The sequence below is a fragment of the Haliea sp. genome, assembly GCF_041395985.1.
Classification (GTDB): Bacteria; Pseudomonadota; Gammaproteobacteria; order Pseudomonadales; family Halieaceae; genus Haliea.
This window is the reverse complement of sequence record NZ_JAWKZJ010000008.1, coordinates 149,241-168,255: the sequence shown is the minus strand read 5'-3', so window position 1 is coordinate 168,255 and position 19,015 is coordinate 149,241. Positions and strand designations below refer to the sequence as shown.

The following is a 19,015-nucleotide window of genomic DNA, read 5'->3' as shown; positions in this document are numbered from 1 at the left end:
TATCGCCATGAGCGGACGCGTCCCGCGGGGAGGGTGTCGACGGAGGCTTAGCCCTGGCTGGCTGCCAGGGCCTGCTCGATGTCGGCGATGATGTCGTCCACGTGCTCGATACCGACCGAGATGCGCACCATATCTTCACTGACACCGGCGGAGGCTAGTTCCGCAGGATTCAGCTGGCGGTGTGTGGTGCTCGCGGGATGACAGGCCAGTGATTTCGCATCGCCGATGTTCACCAGGCGCAGAATCAACTGCAGGGCATCGATGAAGCGTGCGCCGGCATCTCTACCGCCCTCGATACCGAAACTCAGGATGCCGGATGCCTTGCCACCGCAGATCTTCTTGCAGGTTTCACGGTAGGGGCTGTCCTTCAGGCCGGCGTAATTGACCCAGCTTACCTGCGGGTGCTTGCGCAGGTATTTGGCGACCTTTTTGGCATTGTGGCAATGACGCTGCATCCGCAGGTCCAGCGTTTCCAGACCCTGCATCAACAGGAAAGCGCTGTTGGGTGACAGCGCTGCGCCGGTGTTGCGCAGCGGCACAACGCGGCAACGGCCGATAAACGCGGCGGGCCCCATGGCTTCCGTGTACACCACACCGTGGTAGGAGGGGTCCGGTGTGTTCATGATCGCGAAGCGCTCAGGATGTGCGGCCCAGTCGAACTTGCCCGAGTCGACAATGGCGCCGCCGATCGTGGTGCCGTGGCCGCCAATGTACTTGGTCAACGAGTGCACGACGATGTCTGCACCATGCTCAAAGGGGCGGCACAGCGCAGGCGTGGCGACCGTGTTGTCAACGATCAGGGGCACGCCCGCGGCGTGGGCGATTTCCGCCCAGCGCGCGATATCTACAACATTGCCGGCCGGGTTGCCGATTGACTCACAGAACAGGGCCTTGGTGTTCCCGTCAATTAGCGCGGCAACCTTGTCGAAGTCATCGGCTTTGGCAAACCGCGTTTCGATTCCCTGGCGGGGGAACGTGTGGGCAAACAGGTTGTAGGTGCCGCCGTACAGCTGGGAAGTGCTGACAATGTTGCTGCCAACTTCGGCGATGGCCTCGATGGCATAGCGAATGGCGGCCATTCCCGAGGCAACCGCGAGTGCACCGATGCCGCCTTCGAGTGCTGCCACCCGCGCTTCCAGCACGGCGTTGGTGGGGTTCATGATGCGGCTGTAAATGTTGCCGGGGACCTTGAGGTCAAACAGGTCAGCGCCATGCTGCGTATCATTGAAGGTGTAGGAGGTTGTCTGGTAGATGGGTGTGGTCGCCGCGTTTGTAGCCGGATCGCCATCGTAGCCCGCGTGCAGTGCAATGGTTGCTGGTTTCATGGTGGCATGCTCACTTGTTGTCGAATTTTCGTTGGGCTGGAGGTTAGCAGACGCAGGACGCTTGGCAAGCCCCGCGGACCCACGTGACATGGCGCAACTTGCCCTGCAAGCTGAAGTGTATACAGTAGCAGTTTCGGTTCGGAAGGAGGCAGCGCATGAAGCTTACGGTCAACGGAATTCCGCGGGAGCTGGACTGTGACCCGGACATGCCTCTGCTCTGGGCACTGCGCGACCTGCTGCAGCTGCGCGGTACCAAGTACGGCTGCGGCAAGGGCCTGTGCGGTGCCTGTACCGTGCATCTCGACGGCAAGGCCCGGCGCAGCTGCCAGGTAACCGTGGCGGAGGCCGGCGCGGCGGCGGTGACCACCATTGAAGGGCTGTCCGCCGATGGTACGCATCCACTGCAGCAAGCCTGGCGGGAGCACAATGTACCGCAGTGTGGGTATTGTCAGCCCGGCCAGCTGATGGCTGCCAGTGCGCTGTTGACGGCGAGTCCGACGGCATCGGACGATGAGATCCGCAGCGGCATGTCCGGCAACCTCTGCCGCTGTGGCACCTACCCGCGTATTCATGCCGCGATAAAAAGCGCGCAGGGCAAGGTTCCCCTCGCCGACCAGGCGGGGGATTGACCATGAGTGTACTGACTCGCGTATCCCGCCGACGTTTCCTGCAGCTGACCGGCGTTGCTGCCGGCGGTCTGGTACTGGGGGCGGCGCTGCCAGGCCGCGCCGCGCTGGCCGGTGTTCTGGAGCAGTCCAGCGGTGCCGCGTTGAATGTCTTCGTCAGTATCCGGGAGGACGGGACGGTGGAAATCGTTGCGCACCGCTCGGAAATGGGCACGGGTATTCGCACCAGCTTGCCGCAGATCGTCGCGGACGAGATGGAGGCCGACTGGCAGCGCGTGCGCGTGATTCAGGCGCAGGCGAACCCTGCTTACGGGAGCCAGAACACTGACGGCTCTCGCTCGGTGCGCGATTTTTACCCGGTTATGCGGCAGATGGGTGCGGCCGCGCGCACTCTGCTGGAGCGCGCGGCGGCAGATGCCTGGGGCGTGCCGGCGGCACAGTGCGCAGCGCGTAACCACTCGGTCGTTGGCCCGGACGGCCGAACGCTGGGTTTTGGCGAGCTCGCTGCGCGCGCCGCAACGCTGCCCATGCCCGAGCCGTCTACGCTGCGCATGAAACCGGAGTCCGACTTTCGCTATGTGGGCCACGGCCTGCCCATTGTCGACCTGCAAGACATGACTGTAGGCAAAGCCACTTATGGCATTGACGTGCATCTGCCCGAAATGCTGTACGCGAGCATTGAGCGCAGCCCCTGGCTGCAGGGGAGAATAAAGGCACTGGATGCCGACGCTGCGCGCACGGTGGCCGGTGTGAGCGACATCGTGGAACTGAGGGCAGTGGAGGGCCCGCCCGGTTTCAACCCCATTGAAGGCGTCGCGGTGCTGGCAAGCAACACCTGGAGCGCGCTGCGTGGTCGCGGCGCACTGCAGATTGACTGGGCGAGAAGCAAGCACAGCGAGCATGACTCGGCGGCGTATATCGATGAACTGGTGTCCCGGGTCGAGGGCGGCCCGGGTGAGGTACGCCGTCGGCGCGGCGACGTCGAGTCCGCGTTGGCCTCGGCACACCAGGCCGTGACCGCGACCTATCGCACCCCTTACCTCGCGCATGCCCCCATGGAGCCCCCGGTGGCTACAGCACGTGTCAGCGACAACGGCTGTGAGGTCTGGGCCTGCACGCAGACACCCCAGGCAACCCGGCAGGCCGTCGCAGATGCCCTCGGCCTGGACGTCGACGCCGTCGTTGTTCACGTGACCCTGCTCGGCGGCGGTTTTGGTCGCAAGTCCAAGCCGGATTTTGCCGTGGAGGCGGCTCGCCTGGCCGCACATGCCGGGCGCCCGGTACAAGTGGTCTGGAGTCGCGAGGACGACATCCGCCACGATTACTTCCACGCCTGCAGCGCGCAGCATTTTCGGGGCGCGCTGGATGTCGGAGGTCGCGTTACCGCGTGGCTTGCGCGGGAAGCCTCACCACCCATCGGCGCCACCTTTGATACCACGGTCAGCATGAACAGCGAGGGCGGACTGTCACAAACCTTCGCCAGTGTCCCCTTCGCTGTGCCCAATCTGCAGATTGAAAGTCATCCGGCGCCCGCTCACGTGCGCATAGGCTGGCTGCGTTCCGTCTATAACATTCCCTATGCCTTCGGCGTCGGCTGCTTTGTCGACGAGTTGGCCCACGCAGCGAGGCGCGATCCGATCGAATTCTGGCTGGCGCTCATCGGTGACGACCGACTGCTCGACTTCAGCGGGGAAGGCTTCTCTTACAGTAATTACGGCCGGTCACTCGAGGACTACCCCTACGATACCGCGCGCCTTGCGGCGGTGATTCGCGCACTCGCGGACCGTATACCCTGGAAAACACCCTTGCCCGCGGGTCAGGGCTGGGGGTTCTCGGTGGCGAACAGTTTCCTCAGTAATATGGCCGTGGCAAGCAAGGTGGAGGTGCGCGACGGCCGACTTCGCGTGCTGGAAATGCACGGTGCACTGGATGCGGGCCGCATCGTCAACCCCGATCGTGTCCATGCACAGATGGAAGGCGGCATGATTTTTGGCCTGAGTCTGGCCTTGAATGGCGAAATCACCTTCGGAGGAGGCGAGGCACAGCAGTCCAACTTTCATGACTATCCCGTTGCCCGAATGCTGCAGGTGCCGCCGCTTATCAGGACCTACATCCTGCCCAGCGAGGCGCCGCCCAGCGGTGTGGGCGAGCCGCCTACGCCACCCGTCGCACCGAGCATTGCCAATGCCGTTTTTGCCGCGTGTGGCCAACGTATACGGGAGCTGCCGTTGGGCAGGCATTTTAATGTATAGGCCATCATCCCGCGGTGTGTCTGTTTGCTACCGGGGAGCCGCCGCATGCGATTGATGTCCCTTGGCCTGGTGCCCCAGATTCTGATCGGTGTCGCGCTGGGTTCGGTGCTGGGCGCAGCGGCCCCGGGAGTTGCCGCGCCGCTCGGTCTCCTGGGCGACCTCTTCGTGGGGATGCTCAAGGCGGTCGCGCCCCTGCTGGTCATGTTGCTGGTTATGTCGGCCATTGCCAATCGACATGAAAGCGGCAGCGACGGGCGCAAGTCGGCCTTCACCCTGCTGCTGTACCTCGTGGGGACCGTCAGCGCAGCGGTGGTGGCCGTCGGCATGAGTTTTGCCTTTCCCCAGCATATCGCGCTGTCTGCTGCAGCCAGTGGCAGTCCGCCGGTCGCTGTCACTGCGGTGCTGAGCGATGTCCTGTTCAAGCTGATCGACAACCCGGTCAACGCGCTGCTCACCGGAAACTTTCTCGGGTGCCTGACCTGGGCGATTCTGCTGGGTATAAGCTTCCGGCGTGCCAGTGCCAGTTTTCGCGAGCACCTGCAGACCCTGGCCACCGGCGTTGCTGATATCGTGCGCCATATCATTCGCCTCGCACCGCTGGGTATTTTCGGCCTGGTGTGCGCAACGGTCGCCAGCACCGGCCTGCAGGCCCTGGCCGGCTACGCCGGCCTCGCCCTGCTGCTGGTGTGCTGTATGCTGGTCATGGCACTGTTGGTCAACCCGCTGCTCGTGTTTCTCGTCCTGCAACGCAACCCTTATCCGATTGTCTTCAAATGTCTCGAGGAGTCTGGAATCACGGCATTCTTCACCCGCAGTTCGGCGGCGAACATTCCGGTTAACCTGAATCTGGCGAAGAAGCTGGGCATCAGCGAGGAGTTGTACACTGTGACCATACCGATCGGTGCCACGGTCAATATGGCGGGAGCCGCCATCACGATCACTGTGCTCACGCTCGCCGCAGCCAACACGCTGAATATCGAGGTGTCTCTGGGGGGGGCGTTACTGCTGTGCATGATTGCAGCGCTGTCCGCCTGTGGCGCCAGCGGCGTGCCCTCGGGGAGCCTGTTGCTGGTCCCGCTGGCGTGCTCGCTGTTCGGCATCCCCCTTGATGTGGCTATGCAGGTGGTGGCGGTTGGCTTCGTGATCAGTGTGATACAGGATTCCGCGGAAACCGCGCTGAATTCAAGTACGGACGTGGTGTATACCTACGCGGCGGACCAGTCGCGACTCTTTGCGCCGGTGTCCAGGAGTACCGCAGCATGACCCTGCGCCAGTATCAGGTGGATGCGTTTGCCGAGCGGGTATTCGAGGGAAATCCCGCCGCCGTGGTGCCGCTCGAGGCGTGGCCGGATGACAGTGTGCTGCAGGCGATCGCGGAGGAGAACAACCTCGCGGAGACTGCGTTTTTTGTTCCCGGCGGGGAGGGCTACGCACTGCGCTGGTTCACACCGGCTGCGGAAGTCGACCTGTGCGGGCATGCCACCCTCGCCGCCGCGCACGTGCTCTACACACAACTGGGCTACGATCAGGCCTGCGCGCGGTTTTTCACCCGCAGCGGTGAATTGCAGGTGCGTCGTCAGGGAGAGCGTTACCTGATGGACCTACCGGCAGTGCCCGTCGTGTCCTGCCCCACGCCCTCGGGTTTGGTGGCGGCACTTGGCAGCGCGCCGGTAGAGGTGCACCGCGGTGGGGACTATCTGCTTGCCGTGTATGCCAGTGAAGCGGAGGTCCGTGACTTGCGGCCGAGCCTCACGCTGCTCAGCGAGCAGCCTGCGCAGGGTGTCATCGTGACCGCGCCCGGCCAGCTGCACGATTTTGTCAGCCGTTTCTTTGCGCCCAGACTGGGTGTGCCGGAGGATCCGGTCACCGGTTCCGCCCATTGCCGGCTCGCCCCTTACTGGGCGGGGCGCCTCGCGAAGGAGCGTTTGTCGGCCCGTCAGGTGTCATCCCGTGGCGGCGAGCTGGGCATCGAGCTGCAGGGAAGCCGCGTGCAGTTTACCGGCAGTGCGGTGCTGTTCCTGGTGGGTGAACTGCATGGTGTGCGGCTTCAGGCAGCGCCGTAGCACTGTTTGACGGCACTGGCTCCCGTCGTGCGTAGCGCCTGGTATTTCTCCCAGAAGCCGGCGTCCACGCTGCGCAGGTAGGCGCTCCGGTTGCCCTGGCGGTAGCGGGTCAGGTGGCGTGGCCCGCCGTTGTAAACCCCATAGGTGGCCCGGGCCAGGTCGTCCACGTTGCCATTCACCGTGTGCTCACCGCGCTTGATCGCGTAGTCCACCAGGTAGTGCGAGAGAATCTCACTGCCTGCACGGGCGTTGTAGCCAACATTGTTCTGCAGCGCCTCGAGGTCGTAGATGTTGCGCCAGACGTGCTGGTTGATCTGCATCAGGCCCACCGAGCCCGCAGAGGAGCGAATTGGCACTACCGTGCCGTTCTCCGCAACGAACTGGCGCCAGCAGGATTCCTGCCATGCAGTTGCACGCACCAGATCCTGGTACAGCGGGAAAAACTCGGTGGGCACAGTGCCGCGGGCGCGTTCGGCCGCAATGCTCTCGTCCAGCAGTTGCTCCATGGCCAGCAGGTAGCGGTCGAGGTCAGCGGTTGCCGGTACCCAGCCGGTTAATAGTTGCACCAGACTCTTGCTCACCGTGCTGGCGTGCACATTCGGTATCAGCCAGGCAAAAGGGCCGGACGCGGCGGTCTCCTCCGGGCTTTCAATGTCCAGTTCAGGCGGCAAGCCCAGCAGCTCTCGCAGTTCGGGATCAACCGCTGTGCTGTAAGCCAACTCATCGTCACTGACGCTGGGGGCCAGCAGGCGGGCCAGGCGGCGCAGGGTCTGGCTGTCGAGCGTAAAGCCGAGTTGCGGCGCCATGTCATCCAGTGCCTGCAGCGCGTTGCCGGCACTGATAAATGCAGCAAGCTCCAGGCTGCGGCCACCCGGCACAGCAAGGGCGTTCTCTCGTAGCAGGGGCGCGAGGCGTGTCCAGGTGGAGAGGAAGAGTCCACGCACCGGGTCGCGTCCGGCGGGGTCAGTGGCCAGGGCATGGCGCAGTTCGTAGCGTGCCTCCATCAGCAAGGCGAGCAATTCCGCGCGCAGTTCCGGGTCTGCCGGTGCTGCAAGGTCTTTGATCAGCCAGGTGGCGAAGGCATCCCAGGCCTGCCAGGCAGCGTCCCAGGCCGCCAGCTCGGCGTCGGTCAGGGGTGCCGGATCTCCTGCGGGCAGGTCGGCGACCACGACGCTGGGCGCGCGCATCGACATCACCACGGTGAGGGCGCCCGGCCTAGCGTGCGCCCCGCGCAATTGCAGCGAACTGGCGACCGCGCTGCGCTCCTCCAACTTCGCCGGCAAGGCATCATGAATCAGTGAGCGCAACTCCGTGAGTGCGGGGCCGAAGTCCAGTGTGATGGCGCCGAGCCGCGGGTGTACCTGATCCTTGATCCAGTCCCAGAGCATCCCCGGCAGTTTCCGGCTGCCATCCTCACTGCTGAGCATGTTGGAATCCGTGACCCGAAAAGATACCCGGTCGCTGCCGGGTGTAACGCGCACATCCTCAAAGGTTTCAATCAGCCCACTCCAGGCGACGGGCAGGCGGCAGCGCCCACCCAGCAGCAGTCCGACCCGCGCATCAATGCGGCTGGTCAGGCGTAGCTGGCCCTGCTCGGTGCCCTCCACCCTGGGATCGGAGAGTGTCAGCGCATTGCAGGACTTGGAATCGTGGAACAGCTCAGCCTTGCGGTCAGCACCGTTGAACAACTGTGCGGCCAGTGCCTCTTCAACAATGGCAAGATCCAGCTCGAGGGGCAGCTCTATGTCGGCGGCCGCCGTGGGCAGCGCACAGGCCAGCAGCAGCGCGGCACAGAGTGCGCCGCGCAGGTCGAGGAGAGCAGAGTGTTGACGCATGGGGTGCAGCGACCGGTATGCAAGGAAAACCAGGACGGATGATACGCACAGCAGATGCTCCGCGACAGACGGTGGGCAGCAAATATCTTCGGCAAAAAGTCACGCCCGACGCCGGCCTCAGTCGGCCTCTTCGAGGGTTTTGATCAGCGCGTCGACATCAACCGCCTCACCGGCCAACCCGGCGACAATGTCCTTGAGTTGCGTCAGCGAAACGCGGCCCCGCTCGCGCGCCAGGGCACGGGTGACATCGTCAATGCCCGCCTGGCCATCGGTCGCCTGGCCAAGTGCCTGATCCAGCCGGTGCATGAACACGGCGGCGCGCGCAGTGACCGGCCCGGAGGAGCGTCGTGTGAACAGAGTGTCAGCCGCTTCCGCCCACGCCGTTTTCCACTCGATGACCTGTGCATAGCGCCAGTCACTGATACCCCCGGTGCGCACCAGGATGGCGGCCGCATAGTACTCTGCCAGCCCTTCAACGATCCAGTCTGCGCGCTCTCCTCCGCTGATGCCCGTCCCGACGTGGATAAGCTCATGAATCAGGCTACTGGTGCGGTTGCCGCTGATCAACGGGCGATCTGCGTGCATAAACAGGGAGCGTGTGCCGGACAGTCCGCCGCGCCACATCGGCTTGCCAGCGGTTACGATCAGCAGGTGCTCGGGAAAGTCGGGCAACACACGTTTGACTTCGGGCAGGTTCCAGGCAATGAACGCGAGCGTGTCCTGCAGTCGGTCTCCCTGGCCAGCAGGTGCGGCGACACGCACATCCGTGCCGGCGATGATGTCCTGCCGGCTGGTGATGTCTCCAACGATCAGCCAGCCCTTGGGGCGGGGAAATATCCGCCCGGGGTCGGTGATCAGGTAGCGCGAGGAGGAACCTTCACGAGTAGGGTAGGGGGCGGCAACCGACCATTCTTCCGGCAGCATAAACTGCAATTCGGCTTTGCCCTCCAGGCCCTTGGGCGCGCGCGCGGCGATGGGCGGGACCAGTTTGTCACTGCGCAGAATCGCCCAGTCATCTGTCAGCAGCGAATCATAGCTGCCACTGGCTTTCTGTTCGTCAATCACAAACTCATAGTGCAGGCTGTCTTCCGGCTCGCGCGGTTTCCATACGGCCGTGTTGCCCTCTACGGTCAAACCATGCGCTGCCCGCAGCGAGCGGTGACGCTCCGGGTCCAGTGTCAGGGTCAGCTGGCTCGGTAGCCGCTCGCCGCTCAGGCGTATTTCCACCCGGGCAACGTCGCTGTCCGGTGCAATCTTAGCCTGGTAGAGAATGTCATAATCGGCCGCCTGCACGCGTGTGGCGGCGAGCGGCAGCCAGAGCAGAGCGGTAAGGAGGGTTTTCGTCAAAGCAGACATGGCAACCTGACATCGGTGAGGTGAGGCGCTGAGGATACCAGTGGCGCTGGCAAAAGCCATACCGGTGGCAATTGTGCCAGGCCGGACGTACTATTTCCCTGCGGTCTCAACAATAAGGCAATAACCGACAGGGGGCGCCATGAACGAGAAAAGCAGTTTCGATATCCAACAGATCATAGAGCAGGTTCGGGCGATAATCACCCAGCCGGTCAGTTATTTTCAGTCGATGCCCAGGGCAGGCGGGTTTGGCGATCCCGTGGTGTTTGTCGCGGTCATGGGTGCCGTCGCAGGTGTCATTGCCGCGCTGTTTGCGCTGTTCGGCTCTGCGGGTGGCCTGCTGGTGGGTGTGTTCGGTGCCCTGATTTTTGGCCCGCTGATGGCTGTTCTGGGGGCGTTCATTGGCGCAGCCGTGCTGTACGTCATTTGGAAGCTGATGGGGTCCACAGAAGATTACGAAGCGGCATTTCGCTGCCAGGCTGCGCTTGCCGCACTGTACCCCGTCAGCGCCCTGCTGGGGATTATCCCCTACATCGGCAGTATCGTGACGATCGCCTGGGCGGCCTGGTTGCTGGTGGAGGCCAGCGTCGCCGTGCATGGGCGACAGCGGAAAACCGCACAGATTGTCTTCGGTGTGCTGGCCGTGCTGTTCATCTTCACCAGCCTGGGCAGCGAGCGCGCTTCCCGTGAGATGGAGACGCGCATGGAAGCCATGGGCGGCCAGTTCGAGGATCTGGAAGACCTGTCACCCGAGGAGGCCGGCCGAAAAATGGGTGAGTTTCTCAAAGGCCTGGAAGAGGGCGCCCAGTCGGACAGAGATCAGTGAAGAGACCGCCAGCCTAGGGCTGTGCACGCACCCAGGCCAGTTTGCCGCAGAGTTCCCGCGCGCCCTCCAGAGCGCGTGCAGTGGGGCGCTGGATCAGGTCCGGGTTGACCGACACCAGGCCGCCCTCGAGCGCCCGGAGACCCGGGTAGGCTTCCCAGTGCTGCAACCACTCCGGGTGCGCAGTGGCCATGCCGCCGGCGACAATCACGCGAGGGTTGCGCGCCAGCACCGATTCCAGATTGACGCGCGGTGCCAATGTGGCGGCATCCGCAAAAATATTGCTGCCGCCGCAGAGCGTGATGATCTGGCTGATCATGTGGTCTCCGTTGACTGTCTGCAGAGGCCGGTGCCAGATCTGGTAAAACACGGAAAGCGGTTCGGCTGAGGTGTAAGCGCCAGCGAGGTCCGCGAATCCGGTTTCTACGCGCTGTGCTTCGGCTTCACTGACCGCCTGAGTGCCCGCCAACTGTCCCAGGCGGCGGATACTGGCAGCGATATCCTCGAGCGAGCGCAATTCACTGACATACACCGGAACGCCCAAACGCTCCAGTTTCTCCAGTGCGCCGGCGCCGTTTCCCGAGCCCCACATCAGGATGAGGTCCGGTTGGCTGGCGACAATCTGCTCCAGGCTGAATGCATTGAAGGAGCCCACCACCGGCAGTGCGCGCGCCGTTTCAGGAAAATCGCTGTGGCTGACAACGCCGACCAGGCGGTCACCCGCACCGGCGCTGTACAGGTTCTCCACGATGTGTGGTGCCAGGGCTACGATACGCTGCGCAGGTTGCGACAGAGTCACGGTGCGCCCGGCGAAATCGACCACCGTTACCGGTTGGCCCGCACTCGCGGCGGCGTACAGGGCGAGCAGCCAGCACAGGGTGAGGCTGCGCATCACAGGCCGATCACCAGGGGTTGGCGCCCGTTTGGGTGTGGCTGTACCAGAACTTCGGCATGAAACAACTCGCGAAACAAGGCCGGGGTAAGCACCGTTTCCGGGCTCCCGCTGGCCACCGCCTGCCCGCGGTCCAGCACCAGCAGGCGATGGCTCACGCTGGCGGCCAGGTTGACATCATGCACCACCAGTATCACCGCACAGCCGCGCACCGCGATACCGGCGATGGTTGCGGCGAGCTGCTGTTGGTGCGCCAGGTCCAGTGCCGCGGTCGGCTCATCCAGCAACAGCAGGGTGCCGCGCATGTCGTCGGGGTGCCACAGCTGCGCCAGTACCCTGGCCAGTTGCACACGCTGCCGCTCGCCACCGGAAAGCTGCGTATACAACCGGTTGCGCAGGGAGAGTGTATCCGTGGCCCGCAGCACCTGGCGCACAATGTCCTGGTCGACGCGTAACCCGGTGCTGTGTGGCGTGCGTCCCAGCAGCACCACTTCTTCGACGGTGTAGGGAAAATTCAGCAGTGAGAGCTGGGGCAGAAACGCGCGCTGTTGAGCCAGTTGCTGCCGCGGCCAGCTCTCCAGCGCGCGACCGGCAAACAGCACGCTGCCGCTGGTGGCGGCAAAGTCCCCCGCGAGCAGCCGCAGCAGGCTGGACTTGCCGGCGCCATTGGTGCCGATCAGGCCCATCACTTCTCCCGGCGCAAGACTCAGGCTGATGTCCGTGAGTACGGGGTCACCCCAGGGCGCGGCATCCACGCTCTGCAACGCTAGCAGGCTCATGTCTGCATCCCGTACTGGTGGCGCTGACGTAGCAGGGAGATGAAGAACGGCACGCCGATCAGCGCGGTGATGATGCCCACCGGCAGCTCTGTGGGTGCCAGCACGATACGCGACAGTGCATCGGCGCAGACCAGCAGGATGGCCCCGGCGAGTGCGCTGGCGGGAAGCAGGGTGCGGTGATCGGGCCCGATCAGCAGGCGCACGATATGCGGCACCACCAGGCCGACAAACGCGATGGTGCCCACCAGCGCGACCGATGTCCCCACGCCCACAGCCACCCAGGCGATCAGTGCCAACTTGGTGCGGTTGACCGGTATACCCAGATGGCGCGCTTCCGACTCACCCAGCAAAAGCGTGTTGAGCGGCAGGGCGTATTGCGGTAGCGCCAACAGCACGGCCCCGGCGACTACCGAGGCCAGCAACAGGCGCGGCAGGTTGGCACCGTCCAGCCCGCCCATTTTCCACAGGCTGATCTGGCGCAGGCGCTCGTTGTCGGTGAAAAACTCCAGCAGACTGCCGGCAGCGCCGGCCAGCGCGGTAATAGCGATACCGGCCAGCAACATGGTGGCGACAGAGGTGCCGTTCTCCGAACTGGCCAGTCGATAGACGAGCAACACCGCCAGGACACCACCGGCGAAGGCGCCCAGTGATACCAGGCTCAGGCCGGCAAGGCCGGACAGGCTGCTGCCCCCGGCCACAATCAGCACAGAGGCGCCCAGTGATGCGCCAGCGGTGACGCCAATCAGCGATGGGTCCGCGAGGGGGTTGCGAAACAGCCCCTGCATGGCCGCGCCGCTCATGGCCAGAGTGGCACCGATAATGCCGGCCAGCAGGACCCGCGGCAGGCGAATCTGCTGCACGATCAGAGTGGCCTGGCCGCGGTCGCCTCCGAGCAGGACCGCCAGCGTATCCGAGGGCGCAATGTGTACGGCACCCGTGCCGAGTGCCAGCAACATGGCCAGAGGCAATGTGACAGCGAGGAGCAACAGCAGCCGCTGCGCCCGACGCCGTCGATCGATGACGTTAGTAATCAACGCCGAGCCGGGCCTTGATGCCGGCATTATAGGCGTGTTTGATTTCCTTGACCTCGGACACGGTGTCCATGATGTCCTGTAGCGCCTTGCCGCCACCCCGGCCCGTGACCACCACGCTCTGTTCGGCCGGCCTGCCGGCAAGGGCCGCGAGCACCGTCTCTTCGGGCAGGTAGTCAAAGGCCAGCATGTAGGTGAGTTCGTCCAGTACGACAAGGTGGTAGGCAGGGTTGGCCAGCATCGCTGCGGCCTGCTCCCATGTGCGCTTGGCGGCCGCGATATCTGCGCTGCGATCCTGGGTGTCCCAGGTGAACCCCGTGCCCATCTGATAGAAGTCTACCTGCGGACAGTGCTCCCGCAGGTAGATCTCCTCGCCGGAGAGCTGCTCGCCCTTGATAAACTGCACAACGCCGACTTTGTAGCCGTAGCCGAGGGCGCGCATGACCATGCCGAAGGCGGAACTGGATTTGCCCTTGCCATTGCCGGTGAGCAGTATGCCTACGCCACGTTCGGTGCTGGCAGCATTGATGCTGGCATCAACATTCGCCTTCTGCTTCTGCATGGCCTTCTTGTGTCGTTCGTTCTTGCGGTCATCTGTCATGGTGGTGCTCCTAGAAACTGTAGCGCAAGCCCGTGTAGGCGGCGCGTTCGCTGCTGCGATAGCTGGGGATTTCCTCATAGCTCGCATCCAGCAGGTTTTCCACCCGGCCATACACTTCGAGGCGCGGCGTGAAACGGTAGCGCACGTTCATATCGACCACGTCGTAGTCGTCGAGCTTCGAGCCGTCGAACTCCTGGGCATCACGGGATGCGCGCAGATTCAGGCTGAGTAACAGCTGCTCCCCGAGCGAATGCCATTGCAATCCCAGATTGGCGAGATGTCGGGGGCGATACACCCGTTGGCCACCGGCCGCGGTTTCGGTGTCGTTGTACGTGTAGTTACCCTGCAGGCTCAGCCCCATGGGCAGCGGGACGTCAGCCATCAGCTCAACGCCGCTGGAATCGCTGTTGTCGCTGTCCTGGAGATAGCCCGAGAAGCTCTCCAGGTCGAAGTAGATTTCGTCCTCCACCTGTTGTCTGAAATACACCGCCTCCAGTACCAGCCCGCTGTTATCGTACCAGCCGACACCGAGGTCATAGCCCTCGCTGCGTTCTTCCTGCAGCACGCTGCCTGTGGCGGGCGGGCTGGCAAAAAAGCTCTTGTTATAGGCGATTTCGTACAGGCTGGGCGCGCGAAATCCGGTGCTCCAGGCGGCTTTGAGCTTCACTTCACCGGCATTCAGGGCCGGCAGCAGGTAGGCGGCACTGACGCGATAGGAGTCGTGACTGCCGAAGTCTTCATTGTCGTCGTACCGTGCACCGGCGGTAAAGAACAGCTGGTCGGCGACGCGGCCCTGGTACTCCAGGTAATAGCCGGTCTGGTCGCGCTCGGTGTCGAAAGTGCCATCGTTCAGTGACTGCGTCTCGTGGTCGACGCCGTACACCAGTTGCAGGCTGTCTCCGGATGCGTAACTGCCGAGATAGGTCACACGGGTCAGATCGCCCTCGGTGCCAAAACCGGGCAGGCCAGCGGTAAACAGCTGCCGCTCCGTTTCGCTGCGATTGTAGGCGAGCTCATGCTGGAACTGTTCGCCGCGGAAGCTGGCAGCGGCGCGCAGCGCCTGCTGCTGGTAGCTGTCTGCACAGCGATTACTGGGTGCGAAGGTATCCACGGTAAAGCAGTTGTCGTACGCATTGTCACTGTCGACATCGCGGCCGACCAGTTCCAGACGCAGTTGGTCGCTGACATTCCAGCCCGCCCGGGTATGCAGGGTGCGGTTGTCGTAGCCGTCGTCGTCTGCCGGATCTGTGTCGGTCGTGCGTGAATTGAAGCCGTCGGTGCTGTAGTCAGCGATTGACAGGTTGCCATCGAGTTGCTCGTTGCCGGCGTGGAACTCCGCGCTGTATTGCGAGGTGCCATAGCGCCCGGCTTCAGCGGCGAGCTGCCCACCCGCACCGGGTTGCGTGGCGCGGGTGCTGATGTCGATGACGCCACCGGCATCGGCGCCGTACATCAGCCCCTGGGGGCCGCGCAGGATTTCCACGCGCTGCACACCGCTGCTCAGCAGATGCTCCAGGCGCGGGCCGAACTGCGGTGCGGTGGTGTCGGACACATTGATCCCGTCAATCAACAGCAGGGTGCGATACGCCTCCTCACCGCGTATCCGCAGCGAGGACACTTTACCGGCACCCCCGTTGTTGGTCACCGCCACGGATGGTGCCGTGCGCAGGATGTCCTGCAGGCTGGCAAAGCCGAGGCGTTGAATGTCCTCGGCGCTGATGACCGATACCGAAGTGGCGACTTCGCGCAGGGGCATGGCGACGCGCGAAGAGCTGATGACAATCTCTTCCAGGGCCGGATTGGTGGTATTGCCCAGGGCGGGCAGAGTGGTAGCCAACGCAACGGCGCCGGCGAGTTTTACTGCTTTCATAGGTAGTCCTCAATGCCGTGACACAGGTGGCGATTGAGGGAGGGAATCAGGGAACGCAATGCGGGAGAGGCATCATGCAACCTTCAATGAAGCCCTCCGCTCCATCGTTGCTCGTAACAGGCAGGTATCGGGCTCACAGAGTGCTCTGTTTACCGTTGCGGGGGCAGCGGAGGGATCGGCGCGGTGCCTTACCTCACTTCCCATTTAACCTGCCCAGCCGTGTCGAGTGACACCGGCGGCAGGCACCTGGTACGTCGCGCACTGTAGAGCGCGCGGCGTGGACTGTCAATTGTCCAGATTATGTCGACATGATGCAGGCGTCGTTCCCCGGGCGCGCATCGCGTAGAATGACGAGCCAGAGGCGAAAAGAGAGCGTTCATGACAGTGTCAGCAAAACAGGAAGCGCTGGTAGCGGAGCTACTGGGTAGAAAGCCCCGCGGGCTGCGGGAGGTCGCCGTGGCGGATACGCAGGGCCAGCCGCAGGTGATTCGCGTGGCGTCCCTGGTCGAGAGCACGCCGTTTCCTACCCTGTTCTGGCTGGTGGATCCGGCACTGAACTACCGCATCGACCGGGAAGAGGCGAGCGGACTGATTGCGCGCCTGCAGCAGCAGGTCGATGGTGATAGCGCGCTGCAGGAGGGTATGGCCGCTGACCACGCCGCCCACATCCGACTCCGCGATGCCTACCTGAGTGCTGAGGAGCGGGCATCCCTGCAGCGCCTGGGGTTTGTCGAGGTGCTGCGCCAGCGCGGGATCGGCGGTATCGCCGATTTCCAGCGCATACGCTGCCTGCACACCTGGTATGCGGCCCATCTGGTGGTGCCCAATACCATCGGTGGCCTGCTGGACGCGCATTGGGCGGCCGGGGCCCTCGCCTCGGGGGAGACCTAGCGCATGCAGAGTGCCAACCAGGCCGTTCTGCAGGCGGCCTTCGCCTGGCTGCAGGAGATGCCGGAGATCCCGGTGTGGTTATGCACGGTGGCCTCGGTGCAGGGCTCTGCGCCGCGACCGCCGGGGGCGCTCCTGGTGTGCAATGCCCGCGGCGATCAATTGGGGTCGCTGTCTGGCGGCTGCATTGAAGAGGATCTGTTGGAGCGCCTGCGCTCCGAAGCGCTGCCGGTGGCGGGTGCCGAGCTGGTGCCCTATGGCGTCACGGCGGAACAGAATGAGCGCCTGGGTTTGCCCTGTGGAGGCTTGTTGCAGGTGTTGCTGCAGCGGCTCGAACCGGCCCGGGACCTGCCCTGGCTGGCTGCAGCCCTGGAGGCGATCGCGGCGCGGCAGTGCTTGCAGCGGAGCGTCGCCATTCCCGCTGGCAGCACGCAGTGGTGCTCCGTGGTGTCCCACGTGCCACTGCAATTGCAGCCCGGCGAATTGTGCCAGACCTTTGGTCCGCAAATGCGCATGCTGCTGGTGGGTGCGGGGCAACTCAGCCAGTCCCTCGCCGAGCTGGCACTGGCGATGGATTACGATGTGCTGGTCGTCGATCCGCGTGAGGGATTGCGTGCGCAGTGGCAGGGCCCGGCTGTCTCGCTGCTGGGTGGGATGCCGGACGACGCCGTACGCGCATACGCCAGTGACCGCCACAGCATCGTTATTACCCTGACGCACGATCCGCGCATTGATGACATGGCGCTGATGGAAGCCCTCACTACCGAGGCCTGGTACGTGGGTGCCCTGGGATCGCGGAAAACCACCGAGAAGCGTTTGCAACGGCTGCGGCAGCTGGGTCTGGATGCTGCGCAACTGGCGCGCTTGCATGCCCCTGTCGGGCTGGATATCGGCAGCAAGACACCGTTGGAAATCGCGGTGTCTATCATGGCTGAGCTGGTCAGCCTGCGCCGCCAGAGCGTCGTCGCGTGACTGTCGGGGTCTTGCTGCTGGCCGCCGGGGAAAGTCGGCGTTTTGGCAGCGACAAGCGCCGTGCGCGGCTGCCGCACGGCCCCCGGTTGCTGACCGTCGTGGTCGACACGGTGCGCCGGACAGGTTTGCCGCTGCGCGTCTGCCTTCGCCCCGGGGAGGCAAGCCTCGCGGAGGAGTCCGGGCTGGAGTCAGGTGAGGTGCTCGTCTGCACGCAGGCTGCAGGCGGTATGGGCCACACACTTGCAGAAGGCGTGGCACAGCTGCCGTCCTGGGCAGGCGTGCTTGTTGCGCTGGCAGACATGCCCGGGATTCGGGTGGACACATTTTGTCAGGCAGCCGCCGCGCTGACCCCTGAGCGTATTGTCGTGCCGGAATTCCGCGGGCGTCCCGGGCACCCGGTCGGTTTCGGCCGTGACTGGTTTCCCCGGTTGCGGCAGTCGACCGGCGACGCCGGTGCGCGGGCGCTGGTTCAGGAGGCGGGAGGCTTGTGCGACAGGCTCGCAGTGACTGATGCGGGTATCCTGCGCGACATTGACTATCCGGACGATCTCGGCGGCTGGTCTACGGGCCCTGCATAAGCTGCAAGCGCCGGTTCGCCGGTGCTATAGTACCCGGCTTTGCATTTGCCACCGGGACATCCATGACAACCAATACTGATGATTTGCGCATTCGGCGCACCAATGAACTTATCGCACCGCAGCAGCTGATCAGCGACATCGCGGTGAGTGACACGGCGGCCCAGACCGTGACCGCCGCGCGGCAGGCGATCCACAACATTCTCGTCGAAGAAGATGACCGCCTGCTGGTCGTGGTGGGCCCCTGTTCCATTCACGACCCGGACGCGGCGCGTGATTACGCGGCGCGCCTGAAGCGTGTCGCCGAGGTACTGCAGGCTGACCTGCAGGTGGTGATGCGGGTGTACTTTGAGAAGCCGCGCACAACGGTAGGCTGGAAGGGGTTGATCAACGACCCGGACCTGAACAACACCTTTCAGATCAACAAGGGCCTGCACCTTGCTCGCAAGTTGCTGGCAGATCTGGCCGCCATGGGTCTGCCCTCGGGCACCGAGTACCTGGACCTTATCAGCCCGCAGTATGTGGCGGACCTGGTGGCGTGGGGTGCCATTGGTGCGCGTACCACCGAAAGTCAAACGCACCGCGAACTGGCGTCGGGACTGTCCTGCCCGGTCGGGTTCAAAAATGCCACGGATGGCGACATCCAGGTGGCGATAGACGCGATCAAATCCGCCTCCCAGCCGCACCACTTCCTCTCGGTGACCAAGCAGGGGCACTCGGCGATTTTCCAGACTGCCGGCAACGAGGATTGCCACGTTATCCTGCGCGGGGGTAAGCACCCGAATTACGACATGTTCTCCGTGGATGATGCCGCTGCCATGCTGCGCAAGGCCGGCCTGCCAACCCGCATCATGGTAGATGCAAGCCACGCCAACAGTCGCAAGATCCCCGCGCGGCAGGTGGACGTGATTCGTGATATCGGCGCGCAGGTGGCGCGGGGCAATCGTGCCATTTTCGGACTGATGATCGAAAGCAACCTCGTGGCGGGCCGCCAGGACGTGGTGGCGGGGGAGCCGCTGGTTTACGGCCAGAGCATTACCGACCCTTGCATCGACTGGCCCCATACAGAAGATCTGTTGGTCGAGCTGGCCGCCGCTGTGCGCGCCCGGCGGGCACAGTAACCGGGCCCA

General features: G+C 64.0%; 17 protein-coding genes and 1 riboswitch. Of the genes, 9 read left to right on the top strand and 8 right to left on the bottom strand.

Features of this window, described 5'->3' with window-relative positions:
• Positions 1-47: 47 nt before the first annotated feature.
• Positions 48-1,325: an O-acetylhomoserine aminocarboxypropyltransferase/cysteine synthase family protein gene (locus R3E49_RS14955; protein WP_371295782.1), complete on the bottom strand. Its 1,278-nt coding sequence runs from the start codon at positions 1,323-1,325 to the stop codon at positions 48-50.
• Between the two features lie 155 nt (positions 1,326-1,480).
• Here R3E49_RS14955 and R3E49_RS14950 point away from each other — a divergent pair, with 155 nt between their 5' ends.
• From R3E49_RS14950 to R3E49_RS14935, 4 genes are read left to right on the top strand one after another with little or no spacing between them, the layout of a single operon-like run.
• Positions 1,481-1,954, top strand: coding sequence for a (2Fe-2S)-binding protein (locus R3E49_RS14950; protein ID WP_371295781.1), 474 nt, complete (start codon positions 1,481-1,483; stop codon positions 1,952-1,954).
• Between the two features lie 2 nt (positions 1,955-1,956).
• Positions 1,957-4,203: a molybdopterin cofactor-binding domain-containing protein gene (locus tag R3E49_RS14945; protein ID WP_371295780.1), complete on the top strand. Its 2,247-nt coding sequence runs from the start codon at positions 1,957-1,959 to the stop codon at positions 4,201-4,203.
• A 45-nt stretch (positions 4,204-4,248) separates the two neighbouring features.
• Positions 4,249-5,466: a serine/threonine transporter SstT gene (sstT, locus tag R3E49_RS14940; RefSeq protein ID WP_371295779.1), complete on the top strand. Its 1,218-nt coding sequence runs from the start codon at positions 4,249-4,251 to the stop codon at positions 5,464-5,466.
• On the top strand, positions 5,463-6,266 hold the full coding sequence (locus R3E49_RS14935) for a PhzF family phenazine biosynthesis protein (RefSeq protein ID WP_371295778.1): 804 nt from the start codon (positions 5,463-5,465) through the stop codon (positions 6,264-6,266). The genes sstT and R3E49_RS14935 overlap by 4 nt, the downstream gene beginning before the upstream one ends.
• Here the strand turns inward: R3E49_RS14935 and R3E49_RS14930 are convergent.
• Both R3E49_RS14930 and R3E49_RS14925 read right to left on the bottom strand, forming a co-directional pair.
• Positions 6,251-8,101 (bottom strand): transglycosylase SLT domain-containing protein, encoded by a 1,851-nt coding sequence (locus R3E49_RS14930; protein ID WP_371295777.1) that lies wholly within the window; start codon positions 8,099-8,101, stop codon positions 6,251-6,253. The genes R3E49_RS14935 and R3E49_RS14930 overlap by 16 nt on opposite strands.
• 117 nt (positions 8,102-8,218) lie before the next feature.
• Positions 8,219-9,457, bottom strand: a complete 1,239-nt coding sequence (locus tag R3E49_RS14925; protein ID WP_371295776.1) for a hypothetical protein — start codon at positions 9,455-9,457, stop codon at positions 8,219-8,221.
• Between the two features lie 139 nt (positions 9,458-9,596).
• Here R3E49_RS14925 and R3E49_RS14920 point away from each other — a divergent pair, with 139 nt between their 5' ends.
• Positions 9,597-10,280, top strand: a complete 684-nt coding sequence (locus R3E49_RS14920; RefSeq protein ID WP_371295775.1) for a YIP1 family protein — start codon at positions 9,597-9,599, stop codon at positions 10,278-10,280.
• A gap of 13 nt (positions 10,281-10,293) precedes the next feature.
• Here R3E49_RS14920 and R3E49_RS14915 read toward each other — a convergent pair whose 3' ends face one another.
• The 5 genes from R3E49_RS14915 to R3E49_RS14895 form a co-directional block, all read right to left on the bottom strand.
• Positions 10,294-11,169 (bottom strand): cobalamin-binding protein, encoded by an 876-nt coding sequence (locus R3E49_RS14915; RefSeq protein WP_371295774.1) that lies wholly within the window; start codon positions 11,167-11,169, stop codon positions 10,294-10,296.
• Positions 11,169-11,948 (bottom strand): heme ABC transporter ATP-binding protein, encoded by a 780-nt coding sequence (locus tag R3E49_RS14910; RefSeq protein WP_371295773.1) that lies wholly within the window; start codon positions 11,946-11,948, stop codon positions 11,169-11,171. Before R3E49_RS14910 ends, R3E49_RS14915 begins: the two co-directional genes overlap by 1 nt.
• Complete coding sequence (locus R3E49_RS14905; protein ID WP_371295814.1) at positions 11,945-12,904, bottom strand: FecCD family ABC transporter permease; 960 nt, start codon at positions 12,902-12,904, stop codon at positions 11,945-11,947. The genes R3E49_RS14910 and R3E49_RS14905 overlap by 4 nt, the downstream gene beginning before the upstream one ends.
• A 67-nt stretch (positions 12,905-12,971) precedes the next feature.
• Positions 12,972-13,580 carry a cob(I)yrinic acid a,c-diamide adenosyltransferase gene (gene cobO / locus R3E49_RS14900; RefSeq protein ID WP_371295772.1) on the bottom strand — a complete coding sequence of 203 codons (609 nt, stop codon included), beginning with the start codon at positions 13,578-13,580 and terminating at the stop codon, positions 12,972-12,974.
• Between the two features lie 10 nt (positions 13,581-13,590).
• Positions 13,591-15,450: a TonB-dependent receptor plug domain-containing protein gene (locus R3E49_RS14895; protein WP_371295771.1), complete on the bottom strand. Its 1,860-nt coding sequence runs from the start codon at positions 15,448-15,450 to the stop codon at positions 13,591-13,593.
• 101 nt (positions 15,451-15,551) lie between these two features.
• A riboswitch (cobalamin riboswitch) is annotated at positions 15,552-15,715 on the bottom strand.
• 113 nt (positions 15,716-15,828) lie between these two features.
• Between R3E49_RS14895 and R3E49_RS14890 the strand changes: the two genes are divergently transcribed.
• The 4 genes from R3E49_RS14890 to R3E49_RS14875 all read left to right on the top strand — a co-directional run bounded on the left by R3E49_RS14890 (position 15,829) and on the right by R3E49_RS14875 (position 19,006).
• Positions 15,829-16,341 (top strand): DUF501 domain-containing protein, encoded by a 513-nt coding sequence (locus R3E49_RS14890; RefSeq protein ID WP_371295770.1) that lies wholly within the window; start codon positions 15,829-15,831, stop codon positions 16,339-16,341.
• A 3-nt stretch (positions 16,342-16,344) separates the two neighbouring features.
• Entirely contained in the window at positions 16,345-17,310 is a 966-nt protein-coding gene (locus tag R3E49_RS14885; protein WP_371295769.1) for an XdhC family protein, read from the top strand.
• The gene (locus R3E49_RS14880; RefSeq protein WP_371295768.1) at positions 17,307-17,888 is read left to right on the top strand and encodes an NTP transferase domain-containing protein; all 582 of its coding nucleotides are present in this window, start codon (positions 17,307-17,309) and stop codon (positions 17,886-17,888) included. Before R3E49_RS14885 ends, R3E49_RS14880 begins: the two co-directional genes overlap by 4 nt.
• 62 nt (positions 17,889-17,950) lie before the next feature.
• Complete coding sequence (locus R3E49_RS14875; protein WP_371295767.1) at positions 17,951-19,006, top strand: 3-deoxy-7-phosphoheptulonate synthase; 1,056 nt, start codon at positions 17,951-17,953, stop codon at positions 19,004-19,006.
• The last annotated feature ends 9 nt before the right edge of the window (positions 19,007-19,015 follow it).